We start from the raw sequence: 25904 nt of genomic DNA on the forward strand, positions 1-25904 counted from the left end.
AGCAGCGGTCCTCTGGTTGGCTCGCCCCATGAGCAATCTCCCGATACGCCCAGCCGCCCCTTCGGACATCGCTGACGTGCTGCGTTTCTGGCGAACGGCGGCGGAAGGCACCAGCATCAGCGACGACCACGACGGGGTGGCCCGGCTCATCGACCGCGACCCGGGGGCGCTGCTGCTCGCGGAGCGGGAGGGCGTGCTCGTGGGGAGCGTCATCGCGGGCTTCGACGGCTGGCGGTGCTCGGCGTACCGGCTGGCCGTCCATCCGGACCACCGTCGGCAAGGCATCGCGACCGCACTGCTCGACGCGGCGGAGCGGCGCTTCGTCGAGCTGGGCGGGCGGCGGGTGGACGCCATGGTCCTGGAGGAGAACGAGCGGGCGCACCACGCCTGGAAGGCGGCCGGCTACCGCCGCGAGAACCACTGGCGGCGGTGGGTGAAGCCGCTCGGGCCGGGCACAGGGGGAAGGTGACGGGCCGCACCCCCCACTTTGCCGATCCTTTACTATGGGGAGGCAGTCCTGCCCCTCCCGACGAAAGGTGTGAGCGTCCGCCCATGGGCGAGCCTCCCAGTCCCAGAAGCCGCCGACATCGCGCGGTCCGCCGGTCCCTGCCCGATCATGGGACGGAGGTGAACCGATGACCGAAGTGCTTCTGCTGCTCGTTGCGGTACTGCTCTCGCTCGCCTGCGGCGCCTTCGTCGCCGCGGAGTTCTCCCTGACCACGGTGGAGCGCGGTCAGCTGGAGCAGGCCGTCGAGCAGGGCGAGCGCGGCGCCGCGAGCGCCATGAAGGCGGTCCGCGGCCTGACCTTCCAGCTGTCCGGGGCGCAGCTCGGCATCACGGTCACCAACCTGGTGGTCGGCATGCTTTCCGAGCCGTCCATCGCCAAGCTGATCCGGGGCCCGGTGGAGGCCGTCGGCCTGGCGCCCGGCGTGGCCTCGTCCGTGGCGCTCGTGATCGGCACGGCCCTGTCCACGGTGTTCCTGATGGTCGTCGGTGAGCTGGTCCCGAAGAACTGGGCCATCTCCTCGCCGCTCGCGGTGGCGAAGACGGTCGCCACCCCGCAGCGGGCCTTCACGGCCGTCTTCCGGCCCTTCATCAGCCACCTCAACAACACCGCCAACCGGATCGTGCGCCGGTTCGGGCTCGAACCCGCCGAGGAGCTGGCCTCCGCCCGCAGCCCGCAGGAGCTGGTGGCGCTGGCCAGGCACTCCGCCAAGGAGGGCGCGCTGGAGGCGGACACCGCCGAGCTGTTCGTCCGCACCCTCAACCTGCCGGAGCTCACCGCCGAGAACGTGATGACCCCCCGCGTGCAGGTCACCGCCCTGGAGGTCAGCGCCACCGCCGAGGACGTCGCCAACGCGACCCGGGCCACCGGCCTCTCCCGCTTCCCCGTCTACCGGGGCAGTCTCGACACCGTCGTGGGCGTCGCCCACATCAAGGACGTGCTGGCGGTCCCGGCCGAACAGCGGCCCCGCAAGCGGGTGTCCGAGATGCTGCGCGAGCCGGTGCTCGTCCCCGAGACGCTGACCGTGGACCGGCTGCTCGACCGGCTGTCCGGCAAGCTGGCCATGGCGGTCGTGATCGACGAGTACGGCGGCACGGCGGGCGTCGTGACGCTGGAGGACATCGTGGAGGAGGTCGTCGGCGAGGTACGCGACGAACACGACCCGCACGAGACGCCGGACCTCGCCCCGGCCGGTGAGGACGCCGACGGGCGCGTCCTGTGGTCGGCGGACGGCGCCGCCCGCACGGACCAGCTGGAGACGATCGGGCTGCGAGTGCCGGACGGCCCGTACGAGACGCTGGCGGGCCTGATCGCCACGGAGATCGGCCGGATCCCGGCCGTGGGCGACTCGATCGACCTGGCCGGCTGGCGGCTGGACGTGGTGGACGCCTCCGGGCGCCGCGCCGCCCGGGCGCTGCTGCACGCGCCGCTGACCGGTTCCCACCAGCCGTCGGAGGACGAGCGATGACCGCCGTACAGCTCTTCATCGGTCTGCTGACGCTGGTCGTGAACGCCTTCTTCGTCGGCGCGGAGTTCGCTCTCATCTCGGTGCGCCGCAGCCAGATCGAGCCGCAGGCCGAGCAGGGGAACCGCCGGGCCCGCAGCGTCATCTGGGGCCTCGAACACGTCTCGGCGCTGCTCGCTGCGGCGCAGCTGGGCATCACGCTGTGCACCCTGGTGCTGGGCATCGTCGCCGAACCGGCGATCGCGCATCTGCTGGAACCCGTCTTCGACGCGGTGGGTGTGCCGCACGGCCTGGTCCACCCGGCCTCGTTCGTGATCGCCCTGTCGGTGGCGACCTATCTGCACATGCTGCTGGGCGAGATGGTGCCCAAGAACATCGCGCTGGCCGAACCGGTGCGCTCCGCGCTGCTGCTCGGTCCGCCGCTGGTGGCGCTGGCCCGGGCGCTGCGCCCGGTGATCTTCGCGATCAACGCCTTCGCCAACGCCCTGCTGAAGCTGTTGCGGGTGGAGACGAAGGACGAGGTGGAGGCGACGTTCTCGGACGACGAGCTGGCCCGCCTGGTGAAGGACGCGGGTGACGCCGGGCTGGTGGACGACCGGGCGGCCGAGCGCCTGCACCACGCGCTGGAGCTGGGCCGCCGGCCGGTTCGGGACGTGGTCCTGCCGGTCGACCGGGTGATGTACATCCGGGTCGGGGCGACACCGGAGGAGCTGGAGCGTTTGTCGTACGAGACCGGGTTCTCGCGCTTCCCGGTGATGGACGCGGAACAGCGCATCCTCGGCTACCTCCATGTGAAGGACGCCCTGGACGTCACCCCTCGCGACATGCCGTTCCCGGTCTCCTCGATGCGGCCGATCGCCCGGGTCCGGGCAGCGACGCCGCTGGACGACGCGCTGACGGCGCTGCGGCGCAGCCGTACGCACCTGGCGGCGGTCCTGGACGAGGACGGCAGGCTCGCGGGCATGGTGACGATGGAGGACGTGCTCCGGGAGCTGGTGGGGCGGCCGCAGAGCCGCTGAGCCAGGGGCGGTTCCGGGCCCCGGTCCGGAGCCGCCCTTCGCCCGTCGGGGCCGTACGGCACCGCGATACGATCGCATCGCCATGGAAATCAATGCCTCATACACCAGTCTGGTCGCGGTCGGCGACTCGTTCACCGAGGGCATGTCGGACCTGCTGCCCGACGGTTCGTACCGGGGCTGGGCCGATGTGCTCGCCTCCCGGCTCGCCGCCCGCACCCCGGGTTTCCGGTACGCCAATCTCGCGGTGCGCGGGAAGCTCATCGGCCAGATCGTGGACGAGCAGGTGGAGGTGGCGGCCGCCATGCGGGCGGACGTGGTGACGCTGGTCGGCGGCCTCAACGACACCCTGCGCCCCAAGTGCGACATGGGCATGGTGCGCGGACGCCTGGAGGAGGCGGTGGAGCGTCTGGCGCCGTCCTGCGGGAAGCTGGTGCTGATGCGCAGCCCCGGCCGCAACGGCCCCGTGATGGAACGGTTCCGGCCGCGCATGGAGGAGCTCTTCGCGCTGGTGGACGAGCTGGCCGCACGGCACGACGCGGCGGTGGTCGACCTGTACGGCGCCCCGGCGCTGGGCGATCCGCGCCTCTGGGACGTCGACCGGCTGCATCTGACCGCCGAGGGGCACCGCCGGGTGGCCGAGGCGGTCTGGCAGGCGCTGGGGCTGCCTCCGGAGAGCGACTGGCGGGCCCCGCTGCCCGCCTCGGCCCCGGCGCGCTGGGCCGCCCGGCGGGTGGAGGACGTGCGCTTCGCCCGGCAGCACCTGCTGCCCTGGATCGGGCGGCGGCTCACAGGGCGCTCCTCGGGCGACGGACGGGCCGGGGCGCAGTTCGACGCCGACCTGGGACGGGCCTTCTGGGTGACCCCGGAGGAGCAGGGCTGGACGGCTCCGGTGGCGACGTGGCGGCAGGTGGAGGCCGGTGAGCGGGAGGGACGCGACGCGTCCGGTTCGTAGTAACGCACAAACCGGACCTCGGCGCTGAGCTGCACAAACCGCCAGTAGAATCCGTACACGTGACTGCTGTGTCTGCGAAGCCTCGCATCCCCAATGTCCTGGCCGGCCGCTACGCCTCCACGGAGCTGGCCGTCCTCTGGTCCCCCGAGCAGAAGGTGAAGCTGGAACGCCGGCTGTGGCTGGCGGTGCTGCGCGCCCAGAAGGACCTCGGGATCGAGGTGCCCGACGCCGCCCTCGCCGATTACGAGCGTGTCCTCGACCAGGTCGACCTGGCCTCCATCGCCGAGCGCGAGAAGGTCACCCGGCACGACGTGAAGGCCCGGATCGAGGAGTTCAACGCCCTCGCCGGCCACGAGCACGTCCACAAGGGCATGACCTCGCGCGACCTCACCGAGAACGTCGAGCAGCTGCAGATCCGGCTCTCCCTGGAGCTGATGCGCGACCGCACCGTGGCCGTCCTGGCCCGCCTGGGCAAGCTGGCGGCCGAGTACCGCGAGCTGGTCGTCGCCGGGCGCTCCCACAACGTGGCCGCGCAGGCCACCACCCTCGGCAAGCGCTTCGCGACCGCGGCCGACGAACTGCTGGTGGCGTACGGCCGCCTCGACGACCTGCTCGGCCGCTACCCGCTGCGCGGCATCAAGGGCCCGGTCGGCACCGCGCAGGACATGCTGGACCTGCTGGGCGGCGACGCCGGGAAGCTCGCCGAACTCGAGGAGCGCATCGCCGGGCACCTCGGCTTCGCGCACGCCTTCACCTCGGTCGGCCAGGTCTACCCCCGGTCGCTGGACTACGACGTGGTGACCGCGCTGGTCCAGCTGGCTGCGGCGCCCTCGTCGGTGGCGAAGACCATCCGGCTGATGGCCGGCCACGAGCTGGTCACCGAGGGCTTCAAGCCGGGCCAGGTCGGCTCGTCCGCGATGCCGCACAAGATGAACACCCGCTCCTGCGAGCGCGTCAACGGCCTGATGGTCATCCTGCGCGGTTACGCGTCGATGACCGGCGAGCTGGCGGGCGACCAGTGGAACGAGGGCGACGTCTCCTGCTCCGTGGTCCGCCGGGTCGCCCTGCCGGACGCGTTCTTCGCGTTCGACGGGCTGGTCGAGACGTTCCTGACGGTGCTGGACGAGTTCGGCGCGTTCCCGGCCGTCGTGGCCCGCGAGCTGGACCGCTACCTGCCGTTCCTGGCCACCACCAAGGTCCTGATGGGCGCGGTACGCGCCGGGGTCGGCCGCGAGGTCGCGCACGAGGCCATCAAGGAGAACGCCGTCGCCTCCGCCCTCGCCATGCGCGAGCAGGGCACCGAGCGCAACGAGCTGCTGGACAAGCTCGCGGCCGACGAACGCATCCCGCTGGACCGCGCCCAGCTGGACGAGCTGATGGCCGACAAGCTCTCCTTCACCGGAGCGGCCGGCGACCAGGTCGGCGCGCTCGTCGCGCGCATCGAGGAGATCACCAAACAGCACCCCGAGGCCGCCGGCTACGCGCCCGGCTCCATCCTCTGACGGCGCCCCGGCCGGACCGCCCCCGCAGATGACGCCCGAAGAGCTCCAGGCCGCCCGCGACCGCGTCGTTCCCGACGTGGTCGCGGGGGGCCTGCGTGTCCTGTTCTGCGGGATCAACCCGAGCCTGACGACGGCGGCGACGGGGCATCACTTCGCCTTCCCCGGCAACCGCTTCTGGCCGGTTCTCCACCTGTCGGGCTTCACCCCGCGCCGACTGGCCCCCGCCGAGCAGGCCGAACTGCTGGACCACGGGCTCGGCATCACCAACGTCGTCGCCAGGGCCACCGCCCGGGCCGACGAGCTGTCCGCCGAGGAGTTCCGGGACGGCGGGCGGATCCTGACCGCCAAGGTCGAGCGGCTGCGCCCGCGCTGGCTGGCCGTCGTGGGGATCACGGCGTACCGCACGGCGTTCGGCGAGCGCCGGGCCCGGATCGGGCCGCAGGAGCGGACGGTCGGCGGGGCCCGGGTCTGGGCGCTGCCCAACCCCAGCGGCCTCAACGCGCACTGGACAACCGCCGCGATGGCCGAGGAGTACGCCCGGCTGCGCGCGGCCGTGGAGGCCGGCAGCGCTCACGGCGGGTCGGTCTCCGTCACGACCACGCTCAGTTCGCAGCCGGAGCCGCCCTCCTCCAGGTAGAGCGCCAGCGCTATCCAGCGCTCCTCGATGTACCAGAGGCGCAGATACTCGCAGCCCGCGGCGGTGTCCGCCCACGGCTGGGGGATCTCCTCGCCGGCGAGCATCCGCTCCTGGGCGCTGAACAGACTGACCGACTGCGGCTCGCCCCAGCGGCTGCCGAGCAGGGTGACCAGCGCCTCGTGGTCCGCGAGGCACTGGGCGCGGCGCTCCAGCCGTTCCGCCTCGTCGTCCTCCCAGACGTCGTCCACGTACAGGGACGCCATGTGGTAACCAGGACCGCTGACTCCCGAACCCGACCGGACGCGTTCCGCGGGGAACGCCCGGGCGCGCATCCCGTCGATGAGGCGGAGGTGATGTGCGGTGGTCATGCCGTCAGTAAACCTTCCGCCACTGACAATCGGGGCTCCGCCCCCTGCTTTGAGATGATTTCGGCCACCTCGTTCCGGCTGCCGTGCCCGCAGTTGGCACCCGCCGGGCAGCAACTGGGCGGCGTCCGGCAGAAGATGGCACCGGCCGGCGCACCCGGGCACACGACAGCCGCACCCGGAGTGCCGAACCCCTTCCTAACGGCTTCGCATCCCTCGGTCGCCTCCCCCCTGAGCAGCGAGTACCATCCGCCTGACATGCGCACTAGCTGGGAGGACACACCGTGGGCCGGCTGACCGGCGGGGACCCCTCGCTGCTGCGGCGGATCAATTCCGCGGTGGTACTGCATGCCCTCCGGGGCGCGTCCTCCCCGACCCTCACGGACCTGACCCGGATCACGGGCCTGTCCCGTCCTACGGTCGAGGGCGTCGTGGAAGGGCTCTTCGAGGCGGGCCTGGTCGTGGAGTGCGCTCCGGAGGGGGCCGAAACCCGCCGTCAGGGCCGTCCGGCCCGCCGCTTCCGCTTCCGCGCCGAGGCCGGCCACCTGCTGGGCATCGAGATCGGCCCGCACCGCGTCTCCGCGCTGCTGTCGGGGCTGGACGGGCGGATCATCGGCGCCGGCTCCCGTGAGGTGTCGGAGACCGCCGGTGCCGACGACCGGCTCGACCGGGTACGGGCCGTGGTCGCCGACGTGCTGCGCCGCACCGGCGTGGCCCGCAGCAGCCTGCGCGCGGTCGGCGTGGGCAGCCCGGGCATCGTGGAGGCCGACGGGACCGTGCGGCTGGGCACCGCGCTGCCGGACTGGACGGGCCTGCCCCTGGGCGAACGGCTGAGACGCTCCTTCCGCTGCCCGGTCCTCGTGGAGAACGACGCCAACGCCGCCGCCGTCGCCGAGCACTGGAAGGGCGCGGCCACCGAGTCGGACGACATCGTCTTCGTGCTGGCGGGGCTGAGCCCGGGCGCGGGTTCCCTGATCGGCGGGCGGCTGCACCGCGGGTTCGGCGGCGCGGCCGGGGAGATCGGCGCACTGCACCTGCTGGGCCGGGACGTCACGCCGGAGCACCTGCTGTCCACGACGGACACTCCGCTGGACCCGCTGGACGAGCACGCGGTGGCCGCGGTGTTCGCCAAGGCGCGGCACGGGGACGAGCAGGCGCAGGCCGCGGTGGAGCGGTTCATCCAGCGCCTGGTGCACGACGTGGCGGCGCTGGTGCTGGCGCTCGACCCCGAGCTGGTGGTGGTCGGGGGCTGGGCCGCCGGCCTGGACGGGGTGCTGGACCCGCTGCGGAGCGAGCTGGCCCGCTACTGCCTGCGCCCGCCCCGGGTGTGCCTGTCGCTCCTCGGCGAGGCGGCGGTGGCGACCGGCGCGCTGCGGCTCGCGCTCGACCATGTGGAGGAGCAGCTGTTCGCCGTCGAGGGAACGGTGACGGCCCGCCGCTGAGTGCGACGGGCCGTGGGGCGTGGACGGGCGCTGAGCGCGTCCGGGCTCAGGAAGCCTGGCGCGCCTCCTGGGCGGGGTGGCTGATCTCCAGGGCGCCCGAGTCGCCGAAGGTGAGCCGGCAGGTGTCGGCCCGGTACGTCGCGACCGAGACCGCCGCCGTGCCGCCCGCGGCGAGGTAGCGGGTGGTGACCACGAGGACGGGGGCGCCGGGGAGCCGGTCCAGCTCCTTGGCGTCGTCGGCGCGGGCGGAGCCCAGCTCGACGGACCGGTCCTGGCCGTCGAGGCCGAGGCGGTGCAGTTCGCGGACGACGTTGCGGGCGCGGGCCGCGCCGGACGGGGCGTCTATCCCGGACAGCTCGGGCACGGAGGAGGACGGCACGTAGAGCAGTTCGGCGGCGACCACCTGGCCGTGGCTCGTGCGGATGCGGCGCACGACGTGGACGGGCTCCTCGGCGCCGGCGTTCAGCGTGGCGGCGACGGCGGCCGGGGCGGGAGCGCTCTCGCAGTCCACCGGCTGCCAGGCCGTGTCGGCCCCGCCGTCGGTCCAGTCGTTGCGGGCGGTGGAGACGGCCACGCCGACACGGGGCGGGGCGACCGTGGTCCCGACGCCGCGGCGGCGGTGCAGCCTGCCTTCGAGTTCGAGCTGCTCCAGGGCCTGCCGGAGCGTGGCCCGGGCGACGCCGAACCGGGCGGCGAGCTCACGCTCGTTGGGAAGGATCTCCCCCACCGCAAAGTCCGAGTCGAGTGCCTCACTGAGCACGGTCTTGAGGTGCCAGTACTTCGGCTCCTGCACCGTTTCCAGCTGCGTGGTCCCCACCCTGTCCTCCGCAATCGCCCAGCGGCTTATTCCGCGACGTTATTTATTAAAGGTTCCTGTCTTAACGTTGAGACCATAGGACGGCGCAACCCCTTGGTCAAGACCAATCCTGCGCCGGAGACCCTGTGAATCGGCGGTCCGCCGCACAGCGTTCACAGGACGTTCGCGGAGCGGCGCACCGCCCGCGGCCCGGCGTCCGCCTCCGGAGCGGGGTCTCCCACCTGCGGGGCGGTCCCGCCGCGGCGCCCCAGCACTCCCGAGCCGATCGCCACCCCGAGGCCGACGAGGCAGGACCCGGCGGCCTGGGCGAGACCGTACGAACCGGTGCCCACGAGCGGGGCGGTGAGCGCGGCGGAGACCGGGATGAGACCGGAGAAGAGGGTGGCCCGCTCGGCGCCGATGCGCTGCATGCCCATGTACCAGCAGACGAAGCCGATGACCGTCACGACGGCCGCCTGCCAGATCAGCGCCAGCGCCTCGGCCCCGGTCGGCACGCGGAGGAAGCCGCCGCCGTCCAGCACCAGGCCCAGGAGCGTCGACTCGGCCGCGGCGAGGGCGCACACCGTCGCGGACAGCAGCTTCGGTCCCAGCGGGCGCAGGACGGGCACCGCGATCACGGCGAAGCCCACCTCGCCGGCCAGTGCGCCGACCGAGCACAGGATGCCGCTCAGGTCGGTGCGCCCCCACCCCTGGACCGTGAACGCGCCGGCGGCGACCAGCGCCGCCGCGTACAGCACGGGCCGGGCGGGCCTGCGCCCTTCCAGCAGGGGGACGAGGACGGCGACGAGGATCGGGGCGCAGCCGACGAAGACGCCCGGAACCGCTGGTTCGGCGGAGCGTTCGGCCGCCAGGACGGCGAGGTTGAAGCCGACCATTCCGACGGCGGCGAGCAGCGCGAGCCGCGCCCACTGCCGTCCGGTGAGCAGGCGCAGCGTGGCGGCGGGGCGCGGTTCGCCGGGACGGCGGATCAGGGGCAGCAGGAGGAGCGCCGCGAGGCCGTAGCGGAGTGCCTGGCCGCCCGCGTAGGGGTAGTGGCCGAGGACGCTGTTGGCGGTGAAGGAGGCGCCGACGAGGACGCAGGCGAAGGCGGCGAGCGAAGCACCGCGCAGAGAGGTCGTGTTCATGGGACCGACGCTAGGGAGCGCGGTGGTTCGGTTTAAGGTCCACTTCCATGACAGCTTCGGGGACCAATTCGCCCTCCGGCGGCAGTGGTGAAGGCCGCGCATCCGTCTCCACGGCCTGGGAGTTGCTGCTTCCGGTGGCGTCGGCTCCGGCGCGCGGCCGCGGGCGGGCGCTCCAGTCGGCGCTGCGCGAGGCGGTCCGTTCCGGTCGTCTGGCGCCGGGGACGCGGCTGCCGTCCAGCCGTGAGCTGGCCGCCGATCTGGGGGTCTCGCGCGGTCTGGTGACCGAGGCGTACGAGCAGCTGACGGCGGAGAGCTACCTGCGCAGCGGGCGCGGTGCGGGGACATGGGTGAGCGGGTCGGCGAGGGCGGCGGCGGGCGGTGCCCGGGACCTGGCGGCGCGCCCCCGTGGAGTACGGGTCGACTTCCGGCCCGGGACGCCCGATCTCTCCCTGTTCCCGCGCAGCGCCTGGGCCGCCGCCCACCGCTCGGTGCTCGGCCGGCTGCCGCACGGGGCGCTCGGCTACCCGGATCCGCGCGGCCTGCCGGAGCTGCGTGTCGCCCTGGCCGCGCTGCTGACGCGGCGGCGCGGGGTGGTCGCCGATCCGGAACGGCTGCTGGTGTGTTCCGGGGTCGCGCAGGCGACGACGCTGCTCGGGTTCGTCCTGCACGGGCGCGGGGTGCGCACGGTCGGTGTGGAGGACCCGGGGAGTCCCGAGCACACGGCGCTCTTCGCCTCCGCCGGGGTGGCCACCTCCATGATCCCGCTGGACGACGACGGCCTGGCCCTGGAGCCGCTGAGACGTTCCGGGGTGCGGGCCGTGGTGACGACGCCGGCCCACCAGTTCCCGACCGGAGTGGCGTACTCCGCGACCCGTCGCAGCCGCCTGCTGGAGTGGGCGCGGGAGACGGACGGGCTGTTGGTCGAGGACGACTACGACGGTGACTTCCGGTACGACCGCGCCCCTGTCGGCGCCCTCCAGGGCCTCGATCCGGAACGCGTCGCGTACACCGGTTCGGTCAGCAAGTCGCTGGCCCCCGGGCTGCGTCTGGGCTGGCTGATCGCGCCCGCATCGATGACCGCCGAGCTCGTGGAACGGAAGCGGATGATGGACCTCGGCAACCCGTCCCTCGAACAGGCGGTGCTCGCCGACTTCGTGAGCGGCGGGGGTTACGACCGTCAGCTGAGGCGCTGTCAGCGGGCCTACCGGGAGCGGCGTGACGTCCTTGCGCGAGCCCTGGCCGAGCACATCCCGGGCACGGAGGTGAGCGGTGTCGCGGCGGGGCTGCACGCCATCGCGCGACTCCCGGAACGATGGGGCCCGGAGGAGGAGTTCGCGGATCGCGCGGCAGGTGCCGGGGTCGCCGTGCGCCTGCTGCGCGAATACGGGACGGAGCGGCCGGCCGACGGCTGCGTGCGCCTCGTACTCGGTTACGCCCATCTCACGCCTGCCGACATCGTGCGCGGGGTGCGCGCGCTGTCCGGCCTTGCTCAATAGCGTCGCCGACCTGCGGTGATGACCGATTGTCAGTGCCGGGTCCTACGGTTTTTCCATGACCCGAACCGTGCAGGCCCTGGCCTATTCACGTCCCTCCGTCCTGGCCTCCTCGCGGGCCGGACGGTCCCTCGGCCTGGAGACGGCCGGCGGCTCCACGCCCCACGGCGCCGAGGCGCACCCCCGGTTCTTCTCGGGGTTCCTGGCCTCGCCGCACATAGCGGCGCGGGGGCTGCTCGCCGTGGCGGACGTCGCCGCCACGCGCTACTACCAGCGGACACTGCTGTCGTCCCTGGACCCGGTGGTGACGGGCAACGGCGACCGGCTGCGCTTCGAGTCGTTCTCCGGATGCTGCGGGGTGTACGCGCGGCTCGATGTGCTGAGCGAGGGCCTGGAGGGCGTGGAGACGGGCCACGGCACCACCAATGTGGACGTGAACGATCCGCTGCGGGAGTCGCTTTCCCGGATGGGCGGTGACGAGCCGCTGCACCTGCGGGTGGGCCCGCAGGAGATGGCGGTGACCACGACGGAGGGTGCGATCGTGGAGAAGAAGGTTCCGTTGCCGGACCGGTGGCTGCGGGGATTCGCGGAGGCGCAGGTGGCCTCCGCCGCCTTCGACCTGCGGGCGGAACTCCCGGCGGCGGACGCCGTACGGTTCCTGAGGTCGCTGCCCGCGTCCTCGGGGGCTGCCGCGCGCGGCGCGCGCTGGGTGGTCCCGGCCGGGCGGACACTCCGGCCCACGACCCGGGCGGTGCCCGGGGCCGTCTGCCTTCCCGGACCGCAGCGGCTGACCGCCCTGCAACGGGTCCTGCGGTACGCGTCGGCGCTCCGCGTGTACGGGCCTCCGGCCGACGGCGCGGCCGCCGCGAGTGCCTGGGAGGTCGTGCTGCCCGGGATGCGGCTCACGCTGACGCTGTCGCCCGACACCTCGCGCGGCTTCTCCGGCGAGGGCGGGGTCCTGGAGGCGCTGGCCACGGACGACGCCGCGGCCGACGCGGAGCTGGTCTCGGTGCTGCTGGCGTGGGAGCCCCGGATCGAGCCGGACCGGCTGGCGGAGCAGTCGGGCCTTCCGGTGGAGCGGGTGCGGGCCGCGCTGGTCCGGCTGGGCACGGCGGGCCGGGTGGGCTACGACCTCGCGGACGCCGCGTACTTCCACCGCGAGCTGCCGTACGACGCGGACCGGGCCGAGCGCCACAACCCCCGGCTGGTCGCGGCGCGGCGGCTGGCCCGGGAGGGGGCGGTGGTCCTGGACGGCGAGGTGGCGGCGGTGCGCTCGGGCGATCGGCGCTACCAGGTCCGTGAGCGGTCGGGGGCGCTGAGCTGTACCTGCCAGTGGTGGGCGGACCACCGGGGCCGACGCGGCCCGTGCAAGCACGCCCTGGCGGTCCGGATGGTCCGCCGTGGCGCGGCGGTCGCCGGAGGTGCCCGGTGAAGACGCTGCTGGACGCGGTCCGCGAGGGCCGTATGGACGACATCCGGCCCCTGCTGGCCGGGCTCGACCGGGGCGGACGCAAGGGTGCGCTGGAGGAGCTGAAGGCCCTGCGCAAGGAGGCCCGGGACTGGCCCTGGGGCGAGCGCACCCGGGTCCGCAAGGCGATCGTGGTGGCCGGTGCGGGCTGCCACACCGGGGCGGCGGGCTGCGCGACGTGGCTCGGCGCCAGGGACATGCGGGACTGGGTGCACTCGCCGTACCCGTGGGTCCTGGAGGTGCTGGGCGACCGGGAGCCGGAGTGGCTCGCCGATCTCGCCCGCCGGCTGGCAGCACGCGCCGTGGAGTCGGATACGGAGTACCGGCTCGTCGAGGAGCTGGCCCGGCGGGCGGGCTGTCCGCTGCCCGTCTCGGACGGCATGGTCCGGGTGTGGGCGGAGCGGGTCAGCGGCTCGCGGCGGCCGGAGAGGCCGTTGGCCGACGTGCTGCGGGCGGACGCCCATCTCGACGTCCTGATTCCGCACCTCGTGACGATGCCGGAGCTGCCGCCGGTCGTGGCGTGGGTCGACAGCCGCTCCCCCGCCGGGTACTGGCCGGCCGCGCTGACCGCCCTGGTGGCGGACGGCCTGCTCGACCGCGCCGCCCTGCTGGACCGCTGCGTCGCGCGGCTGCTGCGGGGCGGGAAGCCCACCGATCTCCGCTTCTGCCTGCTGGTGGTGCGGGGACTCGGGCCCACCTCCGACGAGGAGGCGGCGCGGACCGCCGACTGGATGGCGATGGCCGCCGACGGACCTTCCCCGGTGGCCGGCCACGCCCAGGAGGTGCTGGCCCGGCTCGACGCGCAGGGCGCTCTGTCGGTCCGGCAACTGGCCGAGGTGTCCGGCGCGGTGCTCTTCCGTACGGAGAAGAAGCTGGTGCGCGCCCAGTTGGTCCACCTGGGGAAGGTGCTGCGCCGGGATCCTTCGGCGGCCGACGAGCTGCTGCCGGTGATCGCGGACGCCTTCGGGCATCCGGACACCGACACGCAGGAGCGCGCGCTCAAGCTGGCCGCCCGCGCCCTGCCCGCCGCGACGCCGGAGGTGCGGGAGGAGACGGCCCGAATGGCCTCGTTGCTGGGCCCGGTGCACCGTGAGGCGGCGCGCGCCGTGTTCGGGGATCTGCTGGAGGACGAGCCGGAGGCCGTGTACGAGGAGATCCTGCCGCCGCCCCCCGACCCGCGTCCCGTCGGCCCGCCGCCCGGCTCGGTGGCCGAGCTGACCGAGGAAGTGACAGCGGTCCTGCTCCGCCCGGACCAGGAGGACGTCACCGCGTTCGAACGGGCCCTGGACGGCCTTGTCCGGTACGCCCACAGCGGGAGGGAGGAACTGGTCGCGGCCCTGGAGCCCGCCCTCGCCGGCATGTGGTGGGCCACCGCCCCCGAGGGGGAGGCCGAGCGGCGGCTGTCCCGCGACCACGACGGCCTGCACATCGTCGCGGCATCCCTCCTCGGCCGGGTCTCGCGGCAAGCGGTGCACGACGCGCAGGCCCGCAGGACCGGGACGGGCTCGTGCTGCCACGACGCGCTCAACGGCATCCTGTACGCCCGCCTCTGGGAGGCGGCCGCCGAGGTGCGGTCGGGCAGGCTGCCGTATCTGCTGGCCACCCCCACCTGGCACACGGGGACCATCGACGCGGCGGAACTGGTCGAGCGGCTGCGCGGGTACCAGGCGCTGGGCGTCCACGCCGGGCCGGTCGACTTCGCGCAGGCGCTCCTCCGGGTCCGGCGCACGGACGCGGAGGAGGCCGCACGCCAGGCGTCCGCCCTGGGGACGGGGCAGGGCGACCGGCTGGCGGCATGGCTCCGGGCGGACGAACCGGTGGCCGCCGTGGTGGCCCGTCCTGTGGAGACGGACGTCACCGTCGCCCACGACTGGGTGCGGCAGACGGTGGTCAAGGCGCGGCGCATGCTGCTCGCCACCAGGGAGAACCGGCTCGTCCGGGAGAAGTTCCCGAGCGCCTTCCACTGGCTCGGGAGCGCGCACTCGCCGCGCAACCAGGACTGCTACTGCTGGATGGCGGAGTCCCCGCAGTGGGCCGCCACCCTCCCCGAGGACGGGGAGACGCTGGCGGCCTGGCTGCTGCCCTCCGTCGCGGCGTGCGTACAGGAGGAGCGGGGCGGCACCTGGCTGCTGCCCGCGCTCGCCGAGACCGGTGGGCCGGCCGCCGGTGCGATCCATCTCGCCCTGGCCTACGGGCTGGGCGCCCGGCACGCGGAGGACCGGCTCGCGGCGGTGGACGCCCTGCTGGTGCTGGCCGCGCGGGGCCGGCTCGACGCGGGGCTGCTCGGGGGCGAGTTGGCGGCACTGGTCGAACGGGAGTCGGTCAAGCCGAACCGGCTGGCCGACGCGGCCCGGACGGCGGCGGGCACGGGGGCGTACGGGACGGTCCTGTCCGTCCTGGTGCCGGTACTGCCGGCGTTGCTGGCCCGGGAACGGGCGCCCCGGGGGCTGGGCGACCTGCTCGCCGTGGCGGCGGAGTGCGCGGAGTTCAGCGGGCCGCCGACGACCGGGCCGGTGCCGGGGCTCGCGGAGACGGCCGCGCGGGGCGGGACGACGCAGCTGGTGCGGCAGGCGATACGCCTGGAGGCCGCCTGCCGGGCGGGGACGGGCTGAGCCCCGTGCGGCGCGCCCGCTCTCCGGGCCGCCCTTCGCCACACACGGCCGACGCCTTCGAAACCGACGACAGGGAGCCCGGTCGCCCTTTAACCCATCGGTCACAAGGCGTTCGTGATCAGGCAACACGGCGCGGTCACAGTGGATTCATGACTGATGTGACATCCGCGAAGAGTGCCCACCGCCCCCACCACTGGCGGCGGGACGTGATCGAACTCGCCGCGCTGTTCACGGCGGTGGCGGTCGCCGACGCGATCGCCAACCTGATCGGGCACCAGCCGGACGGCCCTTACCTGCTCGTGGCCTCGGCCGTGGCGCTGACCGCGACGGCCGCGTTCCACACCTGGTGGGCCCGGCGCCACAGCCACGCCCCGCCGCCCGACGCCACGGGCACGGAGGCGGGCGTGGCCCCGGTCGCCGACGCCCCCTCGCCCGCCGCCCCCGGAGAGACCGTGCTGTGGCGGATGCGGACCACGGTGCGGGACGTTCCGGGCAGCCTGGCCGCGCTGTGCACGGTGCTGGCCCGGCACGGCATCGACATCCTCACGCTCCAGACGCACCCGCTGGCGCGGGGCACGGTCGACGAGTTCCTGCTGCGGGTGCCCGCGTCCCTGCCGGCCCGGGAGCTGTCCCGCGCGGTCGCCGACGCCGGGGGCAGCTCCACCTGGACGGAGCGGGCCGACGCCCACGACCTGGTGGACGCCCCGACGCGGGTGCTCGGCCTCGCCACCCGCACCGCCCTCGACGCCGCCGAACTCCCCTTGGCTCTGCGGCAACTGCTCGGCCGGTGCACGATCCACTCGCTGCCCGCCGTGTCGGTCACCGGGCGCGCCACCGGCGAGACCGCCCCGGTCGAAGGGGTGCTGGAGGAGACGGTGATGCGGCTGCGCGACCCGTCGGGCGGTGCCATCACCGTGGAGCGGCCCTATCTGCCGTTCACACCCACGGAGTTCGCCCGGGCCCGGGCGCTGGTGGAACTCGACGCCCGGCTCGGCCCCAGGGTCCCGCGCGGCGAGCAGGTGCTCAGGCTGCCCGAGGGCGACGAGATCACCGTGCGCCGGGCGGACCGCGGCGACCTCGACGCGGCCGTGGAGATGCACGGGCGGTGCTCCGAGGGGACCCTGCGGCTGCGGTACCACGGCCCGGTCCGGGACGCCGACCGCTATCTGGACCACCTGCTGAGCCCGCGCTTCGGCCGCACCCTGGCCGTGCAGACGGCCTCCGGGCGGCTGGTCGCCCTCGGCCATCTGCTGTGGGACGGTGACGAGACCGAGGTGGCCCTCCTGGTGGAGGACGAGTGGCAGCGGCGCGGCATCGGGTCCGAGCTGCTCGCCCGCCTCGTGGCGCTGGCGGTCGAGGCCGGCTGCGAGAACGTCTACGCCGTCACCCAGGCGTCGAACACCGGCATGGTCGCCGCCATGCGCGCGCTCTCGCTGCCGCTCGACTACCAGATCGAGGAAGGCACCCTCGTGATCACCGCACGCCTTGCGGCGCCCCGGGCACGTTCGCTGCCGCAGTCGCCGTACGAGCAGGCCGAGCGCTGACCCCGCCCCGCAGGGGCTCCGCGCCGCCCAGCGCCTGGCACAGGTCGGCCCACAGGTCCTCGACGTCCTCCAGGCCCACCGACATGCGCAGCAGCCGGTCACCGACGCCGGCGGACTGCCGGTCCGTCTCGTCCACGATGCGGTGGCTGATGGAGGCCGGGTGCTGGATGAGGGTGTCGACGCTGCCGAGGCTGACGGCGGGGGTGATCAGCCGCACCCCCGCGATCACCCGGTGCGGGTCCCCGTACACCTCGAACGAGACCATCGCGCCGCCGATCTCCGGGTAGTGCACCCGGGCCACGCGGGGGTCGGCGGAGAGCCGGCGGGCGAGCTCGGCGGCGCTCGCGGAGGCGGCCCGGACCCGGACCGGCAGGGTGGACAGGCCGCGCAGCAGCAGATAGCCGGCCATCGGGTGCAGCACCCCGCCGGTGGCGAAGCGCACCTGGCGCAGCACGCCGGCGAACTCCTCGTCGCACGCGACGACTCCGCCCATCACGTCGCCGTGTCCGCCCAGGTACTTCGTCGCGCTGTGCAGCACGATGCGGGCACCGAGCTCGACGGGGCGCTGGAGGACGGGCGTGGCGAAGGTGTTGTCGACCAGCAGCGGCACCGAACCGCAGGAGTGGGCGACGGCCCGGATGTCCACCTCGGCCAGGGTCGGGTTGGCCGGGGTCTCCACGATCACCAGGCCCGTGTCGGGCCGGATCGCCTCGGCGATGCCCGCCGGGTCCGTCCACGTCACCTCGGTGCCCAGCAGCCCGGCGCCGAGCAGGTGGTCGCTGCAGCCGTACAGCGGCCGGACGGCCACCACATGGCGCAGTCCCACGCCGGCGCGGGCCAGCAGGACGGCGGTCAGCGCGGCCATGCCGCTGGCGAACGCCACCGCGCTCGCGGTGCCCTCCAGCCGGGCCAGCGCCGTTTCGAAGCGGGCGGTGGTGGGGTTGTCCAGCCGCGCGTAGACCGGCGGGCCGTCCGGGCGGGCTCCGGTGGTGGCGAAGGCGTCGATCCGCTCGGCCTCCGCGCGGGAGTCGTACGAGGGGTAGGTGGTCGACAGGTCGATCGGTGCGGCGTGCAGGCCGAGGGCCGCGAGGTCGTCGCGTCCGGCGTGCACGGCTTCGGTGGCGAGCGCCCGGGACGGGGTGGTCGAGGGCGGCAGCACGGATTGGTTGTCCATGCGCGCACTCTGAACGCTCACCGGAAGGCACAGCCCAAAGCCCGTGCTACGTTCGCCGAATGACTGATTCCGTCGCTCTCGACACGGTGGATCTGCACATTCTGCGGCTGTTGCAGAACGACGCCCGGACCACGTACCGGGAGCTGGCGGCCGAGGTCGGCGTGGCCCCCTCGACGTGTCTGGACCGGGTGGCGCGGCTGCGGCGCACCGGTGTCATCCTCGGGCACCAGCTGCGGCTGGATCCGGCCAGGCTGGGACGGGGTCTGGAGGCACTGCTCTCCGTACAGGTGCGGCCGCACCGGCGGGAGCTCATCGGGCCGTTCGTGGAGCGGATCAGGTCGCTGCCGGAGTCCCGGGCCCTGTTCCATCTGACCGGCCCCGACGACTACCTGGTGCATGTGGCGGTGGCGGACACGGCGGATCTGCAGCGGCTCGTGCTGGACGAGTTCACCTCGCGGCGCGAAGTGGCCCGGGTGGAGACGCGGTTGATCTTCCAGCAGTGGGAGTGCGGACCGCTGCTCCCGCCGGTGGCGGGGGTGGCCGGACCGGTCCCCGGTCAGGTCCGTCCTGCCGATTGATGGTGACGCGGGGGCCCTCCCCGTACGAGGATGTCCACATGTCAGACTCTTCCAGCAGCGCACTGCCGCGCCAGATCGCCGACGCCTATGTCGACGCCTTCATCGAACTCGACCCGATCTCCGGCACCTACCTCGGTGTCGCGGCAAGCTCGCGCCGCCTTCCCGACTTCTCCCCCGCCGGCCAGGAACAGCTGGCCGCGCTGGCCCGGGACACGCTCGCCCGGCTGGACCGCGCGGAGCAGCTGTCCGGAGCCGCCGAGGACGCCGAGCGCCGCTGCGGCCGGCTGCTGCGGGAGCGGCTGACAGCCGAACTCGCCGTCCACGAGGCGGACGAGGCGCTGCGGGCCGTCTCCAACCTGCACTCCCCGGCGCACTCGATCCGCGAGGTGTTCACGGTGACGCCGACCGAGACGGACGAGGACTGGGCGGCCGTCGTGGAGCGGCTGCGGGCCGTCCCGGCGGCGCTCGGCGGCTACCAGGAGTCCCTGGCGCTCGGTCTGGAGCGCAAGCTGTACGGCGGTCCGCGCGCCACCGCCACGTTCGTCGGACAGCTCGACGAGTGGGTCGGGGACGGCACGAACGGCTTCTTCCAGGACTTCGCGGCCGGTGGCCCGGACAGCCTGCGCGCGGACCTGGACGCGGCCGCCGCGCAGGCCACCGGCGCGCTGGACGAGCTGCGGAGGTGGATGCGCGAGGTGTACGCCCCCGAGATCGAGGGCGAGCCCGACACTGTGGGGCGGGAGCGGTACGCCCGCTGGTCGCGCTACTTCAACGGCACCGACCTGGACCTGGACGAGGCGTACGCGTACGGCTGGTCCGAATACCACCGGCTGCTCGCCGAGATGAAGACCGAGGCCGGGAAGGTGCTGCCGGGCGCCGGCCCCTGGGAGGCGCTGGCCCATCTCGACGTGCACGGCAAGCACATCGAGGGCGTGGACGAGGTCCAGGAGTGGCTCCAGGGCCTGATGGACGAGGCGATCGACGCGCTGGACGGGACTCACTTCGAGCTGGCCGAGCGGGTCCGCCGGGTGGAGTCGCGGATCGCCCCGCCCGGCGGCGCCGCCGCCCCGTACTACACGGGCCCCTCCGAGGACTTCTCGCGGCCCGGCCGCACCTGGCTGCCGACCATGGGCGAGACCCGCTTCCCCGTGTACGACCTGGTGTCCACCTGGTACCACGAGGGCGTTCCCGGCCACCACCTCCAGCTCGCCCAGTGGGCGCACGTGGCGGAGAGCCTGTCGCGCTACCAGGCGTCGATCGGCATCGTCAGCGCCAACGCGGAGGGCTGGGCGCTGTACGCGGAGCGGCTGATGGACGAGCTGGGCTTCCTGCCCGACGCGGAGCGCCGGCTCGGTTATCTGGACGCGCAGATGATGCGCGCCTGCCGGGTGATCGTGGACATCGGCATGCACCTGGGTCTGGAGATCCCGGCCGAATCGCCGTTCCACCCGGGTGAGCGGTGGACGCCGGAGCTCGCGCAGGAGTTCTTCGGCAACCACAGCGGCCGCCCCGCCGACTTCGTGGAGAGCGAGCTGACCCGCTACCTCTCGATGCCGGGCCAGGCCATCGGCTACAAGCTGGGCGAGCGCGCCTGGCTGCTGGGCCGGGAGAACGCGCGGGCGGCGCGCGGAGACGCCTTCGACCTCAAGGCGTGGCACATGGCGGCCCTGTCCCAGGGGCCGCTGGGCCTGGACGACCTGGTGGACGAGCTGTCGAAGCTCTGACCGCGCACGGCCGGCCCCGGGGCTCCGGGGCCGGCCGTGGTCAGCAGCCGCAGTCGTCCGCGCCGACCGGTGCGGTGAGCGGGTCGGCCGCGCGCTTGTCTCCGCCTTCCCAGGTCTCGTACGGGAATCCCTCGCGCGCCCAGTACTCGAAGCCGCCGAGCATCTCCTTGACCCGGTAGCCGAGCCGCGCCAGGGCGAGGGCGGCGCGGGTGGCGCCGTTGCAGCCGGGGCCCCAGCAGTACGTGACCACCGGTACGGCCGGGTCGAGGAGCCGGGGCGCCTGCTCGGCGATCAGCGCCGTCGGCAGGTGCAGGGCGCCCGGGATGTGCCCCTGGTCCCAGGACTCGGTGGACCGCGAGTCGAGCAGGACGAAGCCGGGGTCCTCCCCTCCGGCGGCCAGGGCCGCCGCGACGTCCGAGACGTCCGCGTGGAAGGCGAGCGAGGCTCCGAAGTAGGCGACGGCGTCGGCCGGTTCGGCGGGCGGGACGCTCAGGACGGGGTGGGCGGCGAGGGCGCCGGGCTGGGGAGTCATAGGGAAAATCTATGATCGGCGGCCCCGGCCCGGAAGGCGGGATCCCCGGCAGTGACCTTGATTCGCCGGGGATTCCACGGTTCCCTGTCTCTATGAGCGACTATTCCCCGGATGCCACCGACTGGCGCATTCTCGATGTGCTGCAACGCGAGGGCCGTGCCTCGTTCGCGGAGCTGGCGCGGGCGGTGGCCATGTCCCCGAGCGCCGTGACCGAGCGGGTCCGCCGTCTTGAGGAGGCCGGGATCATCAGCGGTTACGCGGCCGTGGTCGATCCGGAACGGCTCGGGCTGCCGATCCTCGCCTTCGTACGGCTGCGGTATCCGAACGGCAACTACAAGCCGTTCCACGACCTGTTGGAGACCACGCCGGAGATCCTGGAGGCCCATCACGTCACCGGCGACGACTGCTTCGTGCTCAAGGTGACGGCTCGCTCGATGAGCCATCTGGAGACCGTCTCCGGGAAGATCGGCGCGCTCGGCTCCGTCACCACGAGCGTCGTCTACTCCTCGCCGCTGCCGGGACGGCCGATCAGCCGCTGAGTCCGTCCGCCGTCCGCCGTCCGCAGCCGGACGGCCGACCCGTGCCGCTCCTTCACCACCTCCAGCTGTGCGGGGATGCGGCGGCGCAGATCCGCGACATGGCTGACGATGCCGACACTGCGGTCCCGTTCGCGCAGCGAGTCGAGCACGTCCAGCACCTCGTCCAGCGTCTGGTCGTCGAGGCTGCCGAACCCCTCGTCGATGAAGAGGGTGTCGAGCCGTACGCCTCCGGCCTCGTCGGTCACGACGTCGGCGAGACCGAGCGCCAGGGCGAGCGAGGCGAAGAACGTCTCGCCGCCGGAGAGCGTGGCGGTGTCGCGCTCCCGGCCGGTCCAGGCGTCGATGACGTGCAGGCCCAGCCCGGCCCTGCGGCCGCCGGTGCGGGCGTCCGAGTGGACGAGCTGGTAGCGGCCCGAGGACATCCGCCGCAGCCGGGCGGTGGCCGCCGCCGCGACCTGTTCGAGCCGGGCCGCGAGCACGTACGACTCCAGCCGCATCTTGCGCGCGTTGTCCGCCGAGGTGCCGGCGGTGAGCCCGGCGAGCCCGGCGACGCGTTCGTACTCCTCGCGCACGGGGCCCAGCGCGCGCACCTCGTCCGCCACACGGCGGGAGAGCCTGGCGAGCTCGGTCCGGCGTTCCCCCGCCGCGTCCAGGCCGGCCGCGGCTTCGCGCAGCGCGCGCTCGGCCCGGTCGAAGCGCTCGCGGGCCGCTTCCGGGGCGGCGGGCGGGAGGTTCGCGGCGTCCCGCGCGTCGGCCTCGGCGAGCCGGTCGGCGACCGCCGCGGCCTCGGCCTGCCAGGCGTCGACGCGGTGCTGGAGCGTACGCTGCGCCGCGTCGTCCAGCAGGGTCGCGGCGGCGGCCTCCGGCGTGTCGAACCCGGCCCGGAAGGCGGCGTCCGCGAGCCGGTCGTCGGCCTCCTTCAACCGTGCCGCCGCGCTCTCCTCCTCGCGCACCGCCCCGCCCGCCCCGGCGAGCAGGGCGACCCGCCGCTGCACCACGGCGGCGTGCTCGGCGACGCTCGGGTACCCCCCGCGCGCCCGGTCCAGCACCGCGTCGATGCCCGCCTGCTCCCGGTCCAGCGACTCCCGCCGCGAGGTCCGCGCGGCACCCCGCTGCCCGACCCGCTGCCGTTCCTCGGTCCGCCGGCGCTGCTCCCGCTCGGCCCCGGCCAGCGCCTCCCGCGCGGCGTGCGCCCCGGCGGCCAGCCGGTACGCCTCGGCATGCTCGGCGGCGAGCCCGTCCACGAGGCCGGCGAGTTCGGCGACGGTGGGGTCACCGTGGGCCGGCGCGACCCCGGTCCATTCGGCGTCGCCCGGCCCGATGCCGGCGCCGGTGCCGGTGCCGGGGCCCGCACCGGTGCCCTTACCGGAGGCCGAAGCCGCGTCGGCGGCCCGTACGGAGGCGCCGGTGTCGAAGGCGGCCGCGCCACCGGCCGGAGCGGCGGCATCGGTGGCGGCGGCCGTCCCCCCGTCACCGGCCGTCCCCCCGTCATCGGCCGCCACGGCGGCGCCGGCCGCCTCCGCGCGGGCCGTCGCGTGGCGTTCGCGTACCAGCGCCAGGGACTGTTCCGCCGTGGCGCGGGCCCGTTCCGCGTCGCGGTGGGCGCGTTCGGCGGCTTCCTCCGCCGCGCGGTCCACGTGCCCGTCGCCGGGGCGGGCCGGGGACGGGTGGGCCGTCGCGCCGCAGACCGCGCAGGGCGTGTCGTCGGCCAGCTGAGCGGCGAGTTCGGCCGCGATGTCGCGCAGGCGGCGCTCCCGCAGGTCGAGCCAGAACTCGTGGGCGGCGGCGGCGTGTTCACGGGCCTCGGTCAGTGCCCGCGCGCCCGTGGCCGCCTCGCCGGCCAGCGCGTCGCGGCGGCGCGCCGCTTCCAGGCGGCGGCGGGCCGGGTCGAGGCGACGGGCCAGGAGTTCGGTGCGGGTGGCGGCTTCGAGGGCCGTGTCCAGGCGGGCCTGGAGGTCCTGCCGGGTGGTCTCCCAGCCGGCGAGCCAGCCCTCCGCGTCGCGGACCAGTTCCTCGTCGGCCCGGGCCTGCCGGTCCAGGGCGGCGCGCTCGTCGGCGATCTCGGCGGCCCGCTGTTCGGCGCGCCGGGCCGATTCCAGGCCGCCCAATTCCTCGCGGAGCCGGTGCTCCAGGGCCGCCAGCTGTTCGGCGCCCGCGTCGGCCAGGGTCTCGGGCAGCCGGGCCCGGGCGCGGTCCCGGTCCTCGCGCGCCCGCCGGTACGCCCGCTCCGCCGCCTCGCGCAGCTCAAGCGCGGGGGCGACGAGGTCCGCCTTGCGGGCGCGCGCGAGGCGGTCCCGCGCGTCCTCGTGGGCGGCGCGGCCGGCCTCGACGGCGTCGGCACGCCGCCGGGTCTCGGCGTACCGCTGCTGGAGCGCGGCGCGTTCCCGTTCGGCGTCCAGGGCGATGCGGGCGGCGGCGTGCCGGCGCTCCGCCGCCGCCACGACCAACGCGGCGATGTCGCGGCGTTCACCCGCGCCGGCGCGGGCGGTCGCGGCCCAGCCGAGGACCGCGTCCGCGAGGCCGGGGTCGCCGGGCCGGACGTCCGGCAGCGGGCACTCGAGGGCGGCGGGCCCGGCGGCCTGGGCGATGCGCTGGGCGAGCGCGAGGATCCGCTCGTCACCGGTCTTGACCTGGGCCTCGGCCGCCCGGCGCAGCTCGGCGAGGCGTTCCTCGACGGCCGCGAAGCGCCGGGTGTCGAAGAGCCGGCCCAGGAGCCGGCCGCGCGCCTCCGCGTCGGCGCGCAGGAAGCGGGCGAAGTCGCCCTGGGGCAGCAGGACCACCTGGCAGAACTGCTCGCGGCTCATGCCGACGAGCTGGGTGATCTCCTCGCCGATCTCCTGGTGCGACCGGCTGAGCGCCTGCCAGCCGTCCTCGGGGTCGTACTCGCGCAGCCAGCTCTGCGCCTTCTCCGTGGTGTGGCCGCCGCCGCGCTTCTTGGGGCGGGGCTGGGCCGGGCGCCGGGTGATCTCCAGGCGGCGCCCGCCGACGGTGAGGTCGAGCAGGACCTCGGTGGGCACGTCCGCGGGCGCGTGGTCGCTGCGCAGCGACGTGCCGGGGCTCTGCCGGGCACCCGGGACCGCCCCGTACAGGGCGTAGCAGACGGCGTCCAGGACGGAGGTCTTGCCGGCTCCGGTCGGTCCGTGGAGCAGGAAGAGCCCGGCGGCGGAGAGCGCGTCGAAGTCGATCTCCTGGGTGGCGCCGAAGGGACCGAACGCGGTGACGCGGAGGGTGTGGAGCCTCACCGGTTCACCTCGCGTACGCCGTCGTCCACCCGGACATGGTCGAAGGCGCCGCGCAGTACCGCCCGCTCCTGTTCGTCGGTCCCCCAGCCGCCTCGGACGTGGGCCACGAAGTCCTCCGCGATGGCCTGGTCGTCGCGGCCGCGCAGGCGGCGGGCGTAGGAGAGGTCCGGGTCGTCGGGGGCGCGGTCCGGTTCGAAGACGAGGGCGAGGGTGTGCGGGAAGCGCTCGGTGAGCCGGGCCATGGGGTCGGCGGGGCGGACCGGGTCGGTGAGGGTGGCCTCCACCCAGGCGTCCTCGTGCCGGTCGAGTGCCGGGTCGTCGAGGAGGTCGTCCAGCCGGCCGCGCAGCCGGGCGAGGCGGCGGGGCACCGGGCAGTCGATCCGTTCGCCGGTGACCGCCCCCGAGGCGTCCAGGTCGATGAGCCACATGGTCTTGCGGTGGGCGGCCTCCGAGAACGAGTAGGCGAGCGGGGAGCCGGAGTACCGGACGCGGTCGGTGACGGCCTGGCAGCCGTGGAGATGGCCGAGCGCCACGTAGTCGGCGCCGTCGAAGACCCCGGCCGGGACCGCGGCGACGCCGCCGACGGTGATGTCCCGCTCGCTGTCGCTGGGCTCGCCGCCGGCGACAAAGGCGTGGGCGAGGACGACGGACCGGGTGGGGGCCGGGCGGGCGGCGAGGTCGGCGCGGACGCGGTCCATGGCGGCGGTCAGCACGGCCTCATGCCCGGCCCGCTCGGCCTTGAAGACGTCCTTGACCAGGGCGGGCTCCAGGTACGGCAGCCCGTAGAACGCCACGTCGCCGTGCGCGTCGGGAACGACGACGGGCGTGCCGCAGTGCGCGGGGTCGGTGCGCAGGTGGATGCCGGCCCGGCCGATGAGCCCGGCGCCGACGCCCAGGCGGCGGGCCGAGTCGTGGTTGCCGGAGATCATCACCGTGGGCACCCCGGCGGCGGCGAGCCGGTGCAGCGCGGAGTCGAAGAGCTCCACCGCGCTGAGCGGGGGCACCGCCCTGTCGTACACGTCACCCGCGACGACGACGACGTCGACCGCGTGCTCGGCGACGGTGGCGACCAGGTGGTCGAGGTAGGCGGCCTGGGCGTCGAGCAGGGGGACCCGGTGGAACGACCGGCCGAGGTGCCAGTCCGATGTGTGCAGAATCCTCACGACCCGG

At 74.5% G+C, this 25904-nt stretch carries 21 protein-coding genes; 14 read left to right on the top strand and 7 right to left on the bottom strand.

Going from position 1 to position 25904, the window contains the following annotated elements:
• Nucleotides 1–28 precede the first annotated feature (28 nt).
• The 6 genes from ACN6LM_RS17410 (at nucleotide 29) to mug (ending at nucleotide 6080) form a co-directional block, all read left to right on the top strand.
• Complete coding sequence (locus ACN6LM_RS17410; RefSeq protein ID WP_445066264.1) at nucleotides 29–469, top strand: GNAT family N-acetyltransferase; 441 nt, start codon at nucleotides 29–31, stop codon at nucleotides 467–469.
• Between the two features lie 166 nt (nucleotides 470–635).
• Entirely contained in the window at nucleotides 636–1973 is a 1338-nt protein-coding gene (locus ACN6LM_RS17415; protein ID WP_445066265.1) for a hemolysin family protein, read from the top strand.
• Entirely contained in the window at nucleotides 1970–2989 is a 1020-nt protein-coding gene (locus tag ACN6LM_RS17420) for a hemolysin family protein (protein WP_445066266.1), read from the top strand. Before ACN6LM_RS17415 ends, ACN6LM_RS17420 begins: the two co-directional genes overlap by 4 nt.
• A gap of 82 nt (nucleotides 2990–3071) precedes the next feature.
• Nucleotides 3072–3941: an SGNH/GDSL hydrolase family protein gene (locus ACN6LM_RS17425; RefSeq protein ID WP_445066267.1), complete on the top strand. Its 870-nt coding sequence runs from the start codon at nucleotides 3072–3074 to the stop codon at nucleotides 3939–3941.
• A gap of 59 nt (nucleotides 3942–4000) precedes the next feature.
• Nucleotides 4001–5443, top strand: a complete 1443-nt coding sequence (gene purB, locus ACN6LM_RS17430) for an adenylosuccinate lyase (RefSeq protein WP_445066268.1) — start codon at nucleotides 4001–4003, stop codon at nucleotides 5441–5443.
• Between the two features lie 28 nt (nucleotides 5444–5471).
• On the top strand, nucleotides 5472–6080 hold the full coding sequence (gene mug / locus ACN6LM_RS17435; protein WP_445066269.1) for a G/U mismatch-specific DNA glycosylase: 609 nt from the start codon (nucleotides 5472–5474) through the stop codon (nucleotides 6078–6080).
• Here the strand turns inward: mug and ACN6LM_RS17440 are convergent.
• Complete coding sequence (locus tag ACN6LM_RS17440; protein ID WP_445066270.1) at nucleotides 6014–6448, bottom strand: hypothetical protein; 435 nt, start codon at nucleotides 6446–6448, stop codon at nucleotides 6014–6016. The two genes, mug and ACN6LM_RS17440, sit on opposite strands and share 67 nt — an antisense overlap.
• Before the next feature lie 281 nt (nucleotides 6449–6729).
• Between ACN6LM_RS17440 and ACN6LM_RS17445 the strand changes: the two genes are divergently transcribed.
• Nucleotides 6730–7887, top strand: coding sequence for an ROK family protein (locus tag ACN6LM_RS17445; protein ID WP_164401542.1), 1158 nt, complete (start codon nucleotides 6730–6732; stop codon nucleotides 7885–7887).
• A gap of 46 nt (nucleotides 7888–7933) precedes the next feature.
• Here ACN6LM_RS17445 and ACN6LM_RS17450 read toward each other — a convergent pair whose 3' ends face one another.
• Nucleotides 7934–8704 carry a GntR family transcriptional regulator gene (locus ACN6LM_RS17450; protein ID WP_445066271.1) on the bottom strand — a complete coding sequence of 257 codons (771 nt, stop codon included), beginning with the start codon at nucleotides 8702–8704 and terminating at the stop codon, nucleotides 7934–7936.
• Between the two features lie 152 nt (nucleotides 8705–8856).
• Entirely contained in the window at nucleotides 8857–9828 is a 972-nt protein-coding gene (locus tag ACN6LM_RS17455) for a DMT family transporter (RefSeq protein ID WP_445066272.1), read from the bottom strand.
• Nucleotides 9829–9875: 47 nt separating this feature from the next.
• On the opposite strand from ACN6LM_RS17455, the gene pdxR reads away from it, so the two are divergent.
• The 4 genes from pdxR to ACN6LM_RS17475 all read left to right on the top strand — a co-directional run bounded on the left by pdxR (nucleotide 9876) and on the right by ACN6LM_RS17475 (nucleotide 16945).
• A complete protein-coding gene (gene pdxR, locus ACN6LM_RS17460) occupies nucleotides 9876–11324 on the top strand; it encodes a MocR-like pyridoxine biosynthesis transcription factor PdxR (RefSeq protein WP_445066273.1) in 1449 nt (482 codons plus the stop codon).
• Nucleotides 11325–11379: 55 nt separating this feature from the next.
• The gene (locus tag ACN6LM_RS17465; protein ID WP_445066274.1) at nucleotides 11380–12753 is read left to right on the top strand and encodes an SWIM zinc finger family protein; all 1374 of its coding nucleotides are present in this window, start codon (nucleotides 11380–11382) and stop codon (nucleotides 12751–12753) included.
• On the top strand, nucleotides 12750–15401 hold the full coding sequence (locus tag ACN6LM_RS17470; RefSeq protein ID WP_445066275.1) for a DUF7824 domain-containing protein: 2652 nt from the start codon (nucleotides 12750–12752) through the stop codon (nucleotides 15399–15401). The genes ACN6LM_RS17465 and ACN6LM_RS17470 overlap by 4 nt, the downstream gene beginning before the upstream one ends.
• Nucleotides 15402–15550: 149 nt before the next feature.
• Nucleotides 15551–16945: a GNAT family N-acetyltransferase gene (locus ACN6LM_RS17475; RefSeq protein ID WP_445066276.1), complete on the top strand. Its 1395-nt coding sequence runs from the start codon at nucleotides 15551–15553 to the stop codon at nucleotides 16943–16945.
• On the opposite strand, the gene ACN6LM_RS17480 is transcribed toward ACN6LM_RS17475, so the two are convergent.
• Nucleotides 16875–18119 (bottom strand): trans-sulfuration enzyme family protein, encoded by a 1245-nt coding sequence (locus ACN6LM_RS17480; protein WP_445066277.1) that lies wholly within the window; start codon nucleotides 18117–18119, stop codon nucleotides 16875–16877. The genes ACN6LM_RS17475 and ACN6LM_RS17480 overlap by 71 nt on opposite strands.
• Nucleotides 18120–18178: 59 nt before the next feature.
• Here ACN6LM_RS17480 and ACN6LM_RS17485 point away from each other — a divergent pair, with 59 nt between their 5' ends.
• A complete protein-coding gene (locus tag ACN6LM_RS17485) occupies nucleotides 18179–18697 on the top strand; it encodes an Lrp/AsnC family transcriptional regulator (RefSeq protein ID WP_445066278.1) in 519 nt (172 codons plus the stop codon).
• Between the two features lie 38 nt (nucleotides 18698–18735).
• Entirely contained in the window at nucleotides 18736–20421 is a 1686-nt protein-coding gene (locus tag ACN6LM_RS17490; RefSeq protein WP_445066279.1) for a DUF885 domain-containing protein, read from the top strand.
• A gap of 40 nt (nucleotides 20422–20461) precedes the next feature.
• Here ACN6LM_RS17490 and ACN6LM_RS17495 read toward each other — a convergent pair whose 3' ends face one another.
• A complete protein-coding gene (locus ACN6LM_RS17495; protein ID WP_445066280.1) occupies nucleotides 20462–20953 on the bottom strand; it encodes a rhodanese-like domain-containing protein in 492 nt (163 codons plus the stop codon).
• Between the two features lie 92 nt (nucleotides 20954–21045).
• Here ACN6LM_RS17495 and ACN6LM_RS17500 point away from each other — a divergent pair, with 92 nt between their 5' ends.
• A complete protein-coding gene (locus tag ACN6LM_RS17500; RefSeq protein WP_445066281.1) occupies nucleotides 21046–21492 on the top strand; it encodes an Lrp/AsnC family transcriptional regulator in 447 nt (148 codons plus the stop codon).
• On the opposite strand, the gene ACN6LM_RS17505 is transcribed toward ACN6LM_RS17500, so the two are convergent.
• Nucleotides 21453–24734 (bottom strand): AAA family ATPase, encoded by a 3282-nt coding sequence (locus ACN6LM_RS17505; protein ID WP_445066282.1) that lies wholly within the window; start codon nucleotides 24732–24734, stop codon nucleotides 21453–21455. The two genes, ACN6LM_RS17500 and ACN6LM_RS17505, sit on opposite strands and share 40 nt — an antisense overlap.
• On the bottom strand, nucleotides 24731–25897 hold the full coding sequence (locus ACN6LM_RS17510; RefSeq protein ID WP_445066283.1) for an exonuclease SbcCD subunit D: 1167 nt from the start codon (nucleotides 25895–25897) through the stop codon (nucleotides 24731–24733). The genes ACN6LM_RS17505 and ACN6LM_RS17510 overlap by 4 nt, the downstream gene beginning before the upstream one ends.
• Nucleotides 25898–25904: the final 7 nt, after the last annotated feature.

The organism is Streptomyces sp. SAS_281, from assembly GCF_052542855.1.

Excerpts from the sequence above, each read along its gene's own strand:
- ACN6LM_RS17425 (WP_445066267.1), top strand. The coding sequence starts at position 3,072 with ATGGAAATCAATGCCTCATACACCAGTCTGGTCGCGGTCGGCGACTCG.
- mug (WP_445066269.1), top strand. The coding sequence starts at position 5,472 with ATGACGCCCGAAGAGCTCCAGGCCGCCCGCGACCGCGTCGTTCCCGAC.
- ACN6LM_RS17485 (WP_445066278.1), top strand. The coding sequence starts at position 18,179 with ATGACTGATTCCGTCGCTCTCGACACGGTGGATCTGCACATTCTGCGG.
- ACN6LM_RS17420 (WP_445066266.1), top strand. The coding sequence starts at position 1,970 with ATGACCGCCGTACAGCTCTTCATCGGTCTGCTGACGCTGGTCGTGAAC.
- ACN6LM_RS17475 (WP_445066276.1), top strand. The coding sequence starts at position 15,551 with ATGACTGATGTGACATCCGCGAAGAGTGCCCACCGCCCCCACCACTGG.
- ACN6LM_RS17500 (WP_445066281.1), top strand. The coding sequence starts at position 21,046 with ATGAGCGACTATTCCCCGGATGCCACCGACTGGCGCATTCTCGATGTG.
- ACN6LM_RS17415 (WP_445066265.1), top strand. The coding sequence starts at position 636 with ATGACCGAAGTGCTTCTGCTGCTCGTTGCGGTACTGCTCTCGCTCGCC.
- ACN6LM_RS17495 (WP_445066280.1), bottom strand. The coding sequence starts at position 20,953 with ATGACTCCCCAGCCCGGCGCCCTCGCCGCCCACCCCGTCCTGAGCGTC.
- ACN6LM_RS17410 (WP_445066264.1), top strand. The coding sequence starts at position 29 with ATGAGCAATCTCCCGATACGCCCAGCCGCCCCTTCGGACATCGCTGAC.
- ACN6LM_RS17490 (WP_445066279.1), top strand. The coding sequence starts at position 18,736 with ATGTCAGACTCTTCCAGCAGCGCACTGCCGCGCCAGATCGCCGACGCC.
- ACN6LM_RS17440 (WP_445066270.1), bottom strand. The coding sequence starts at position 6,448 with ATGACCACCGCACATCACCTCCGCCTCATCGACGGGATGCGCGCCCGG.
- ACN6LM_RS17480 (WP_445066277.1), bottom strand. The coding sequence starts at position 18,119 with ATGGACAACCAATCCGTGCTGCCGCCCTCGACCACCCCGTCCCGGGCG.
- ACN6LM_RS17465 (WP_445066274.1), top strand. The coding sequence starts at position 11,380 with ATGACCCGAACCGTGCAGGCCCTGGCCTATTCACGTCCCTCCGTCCTG.
- ACN6LM_RS17455 (WP_445066272.1), bottom strand. The coding sequence starts at position 9,828 with ATGAACACGACCTCTCTGCGCGGTGCTTCGCTCGCCGCCTTCGCCTGC.
- pdxR (WP_445066273.1), top strand. The coding sequence starts at position 9,876 with ATGACAGCTTCGGGGACCAATTCGCCCTCCGGCGGCAGTGGTGAAGGC.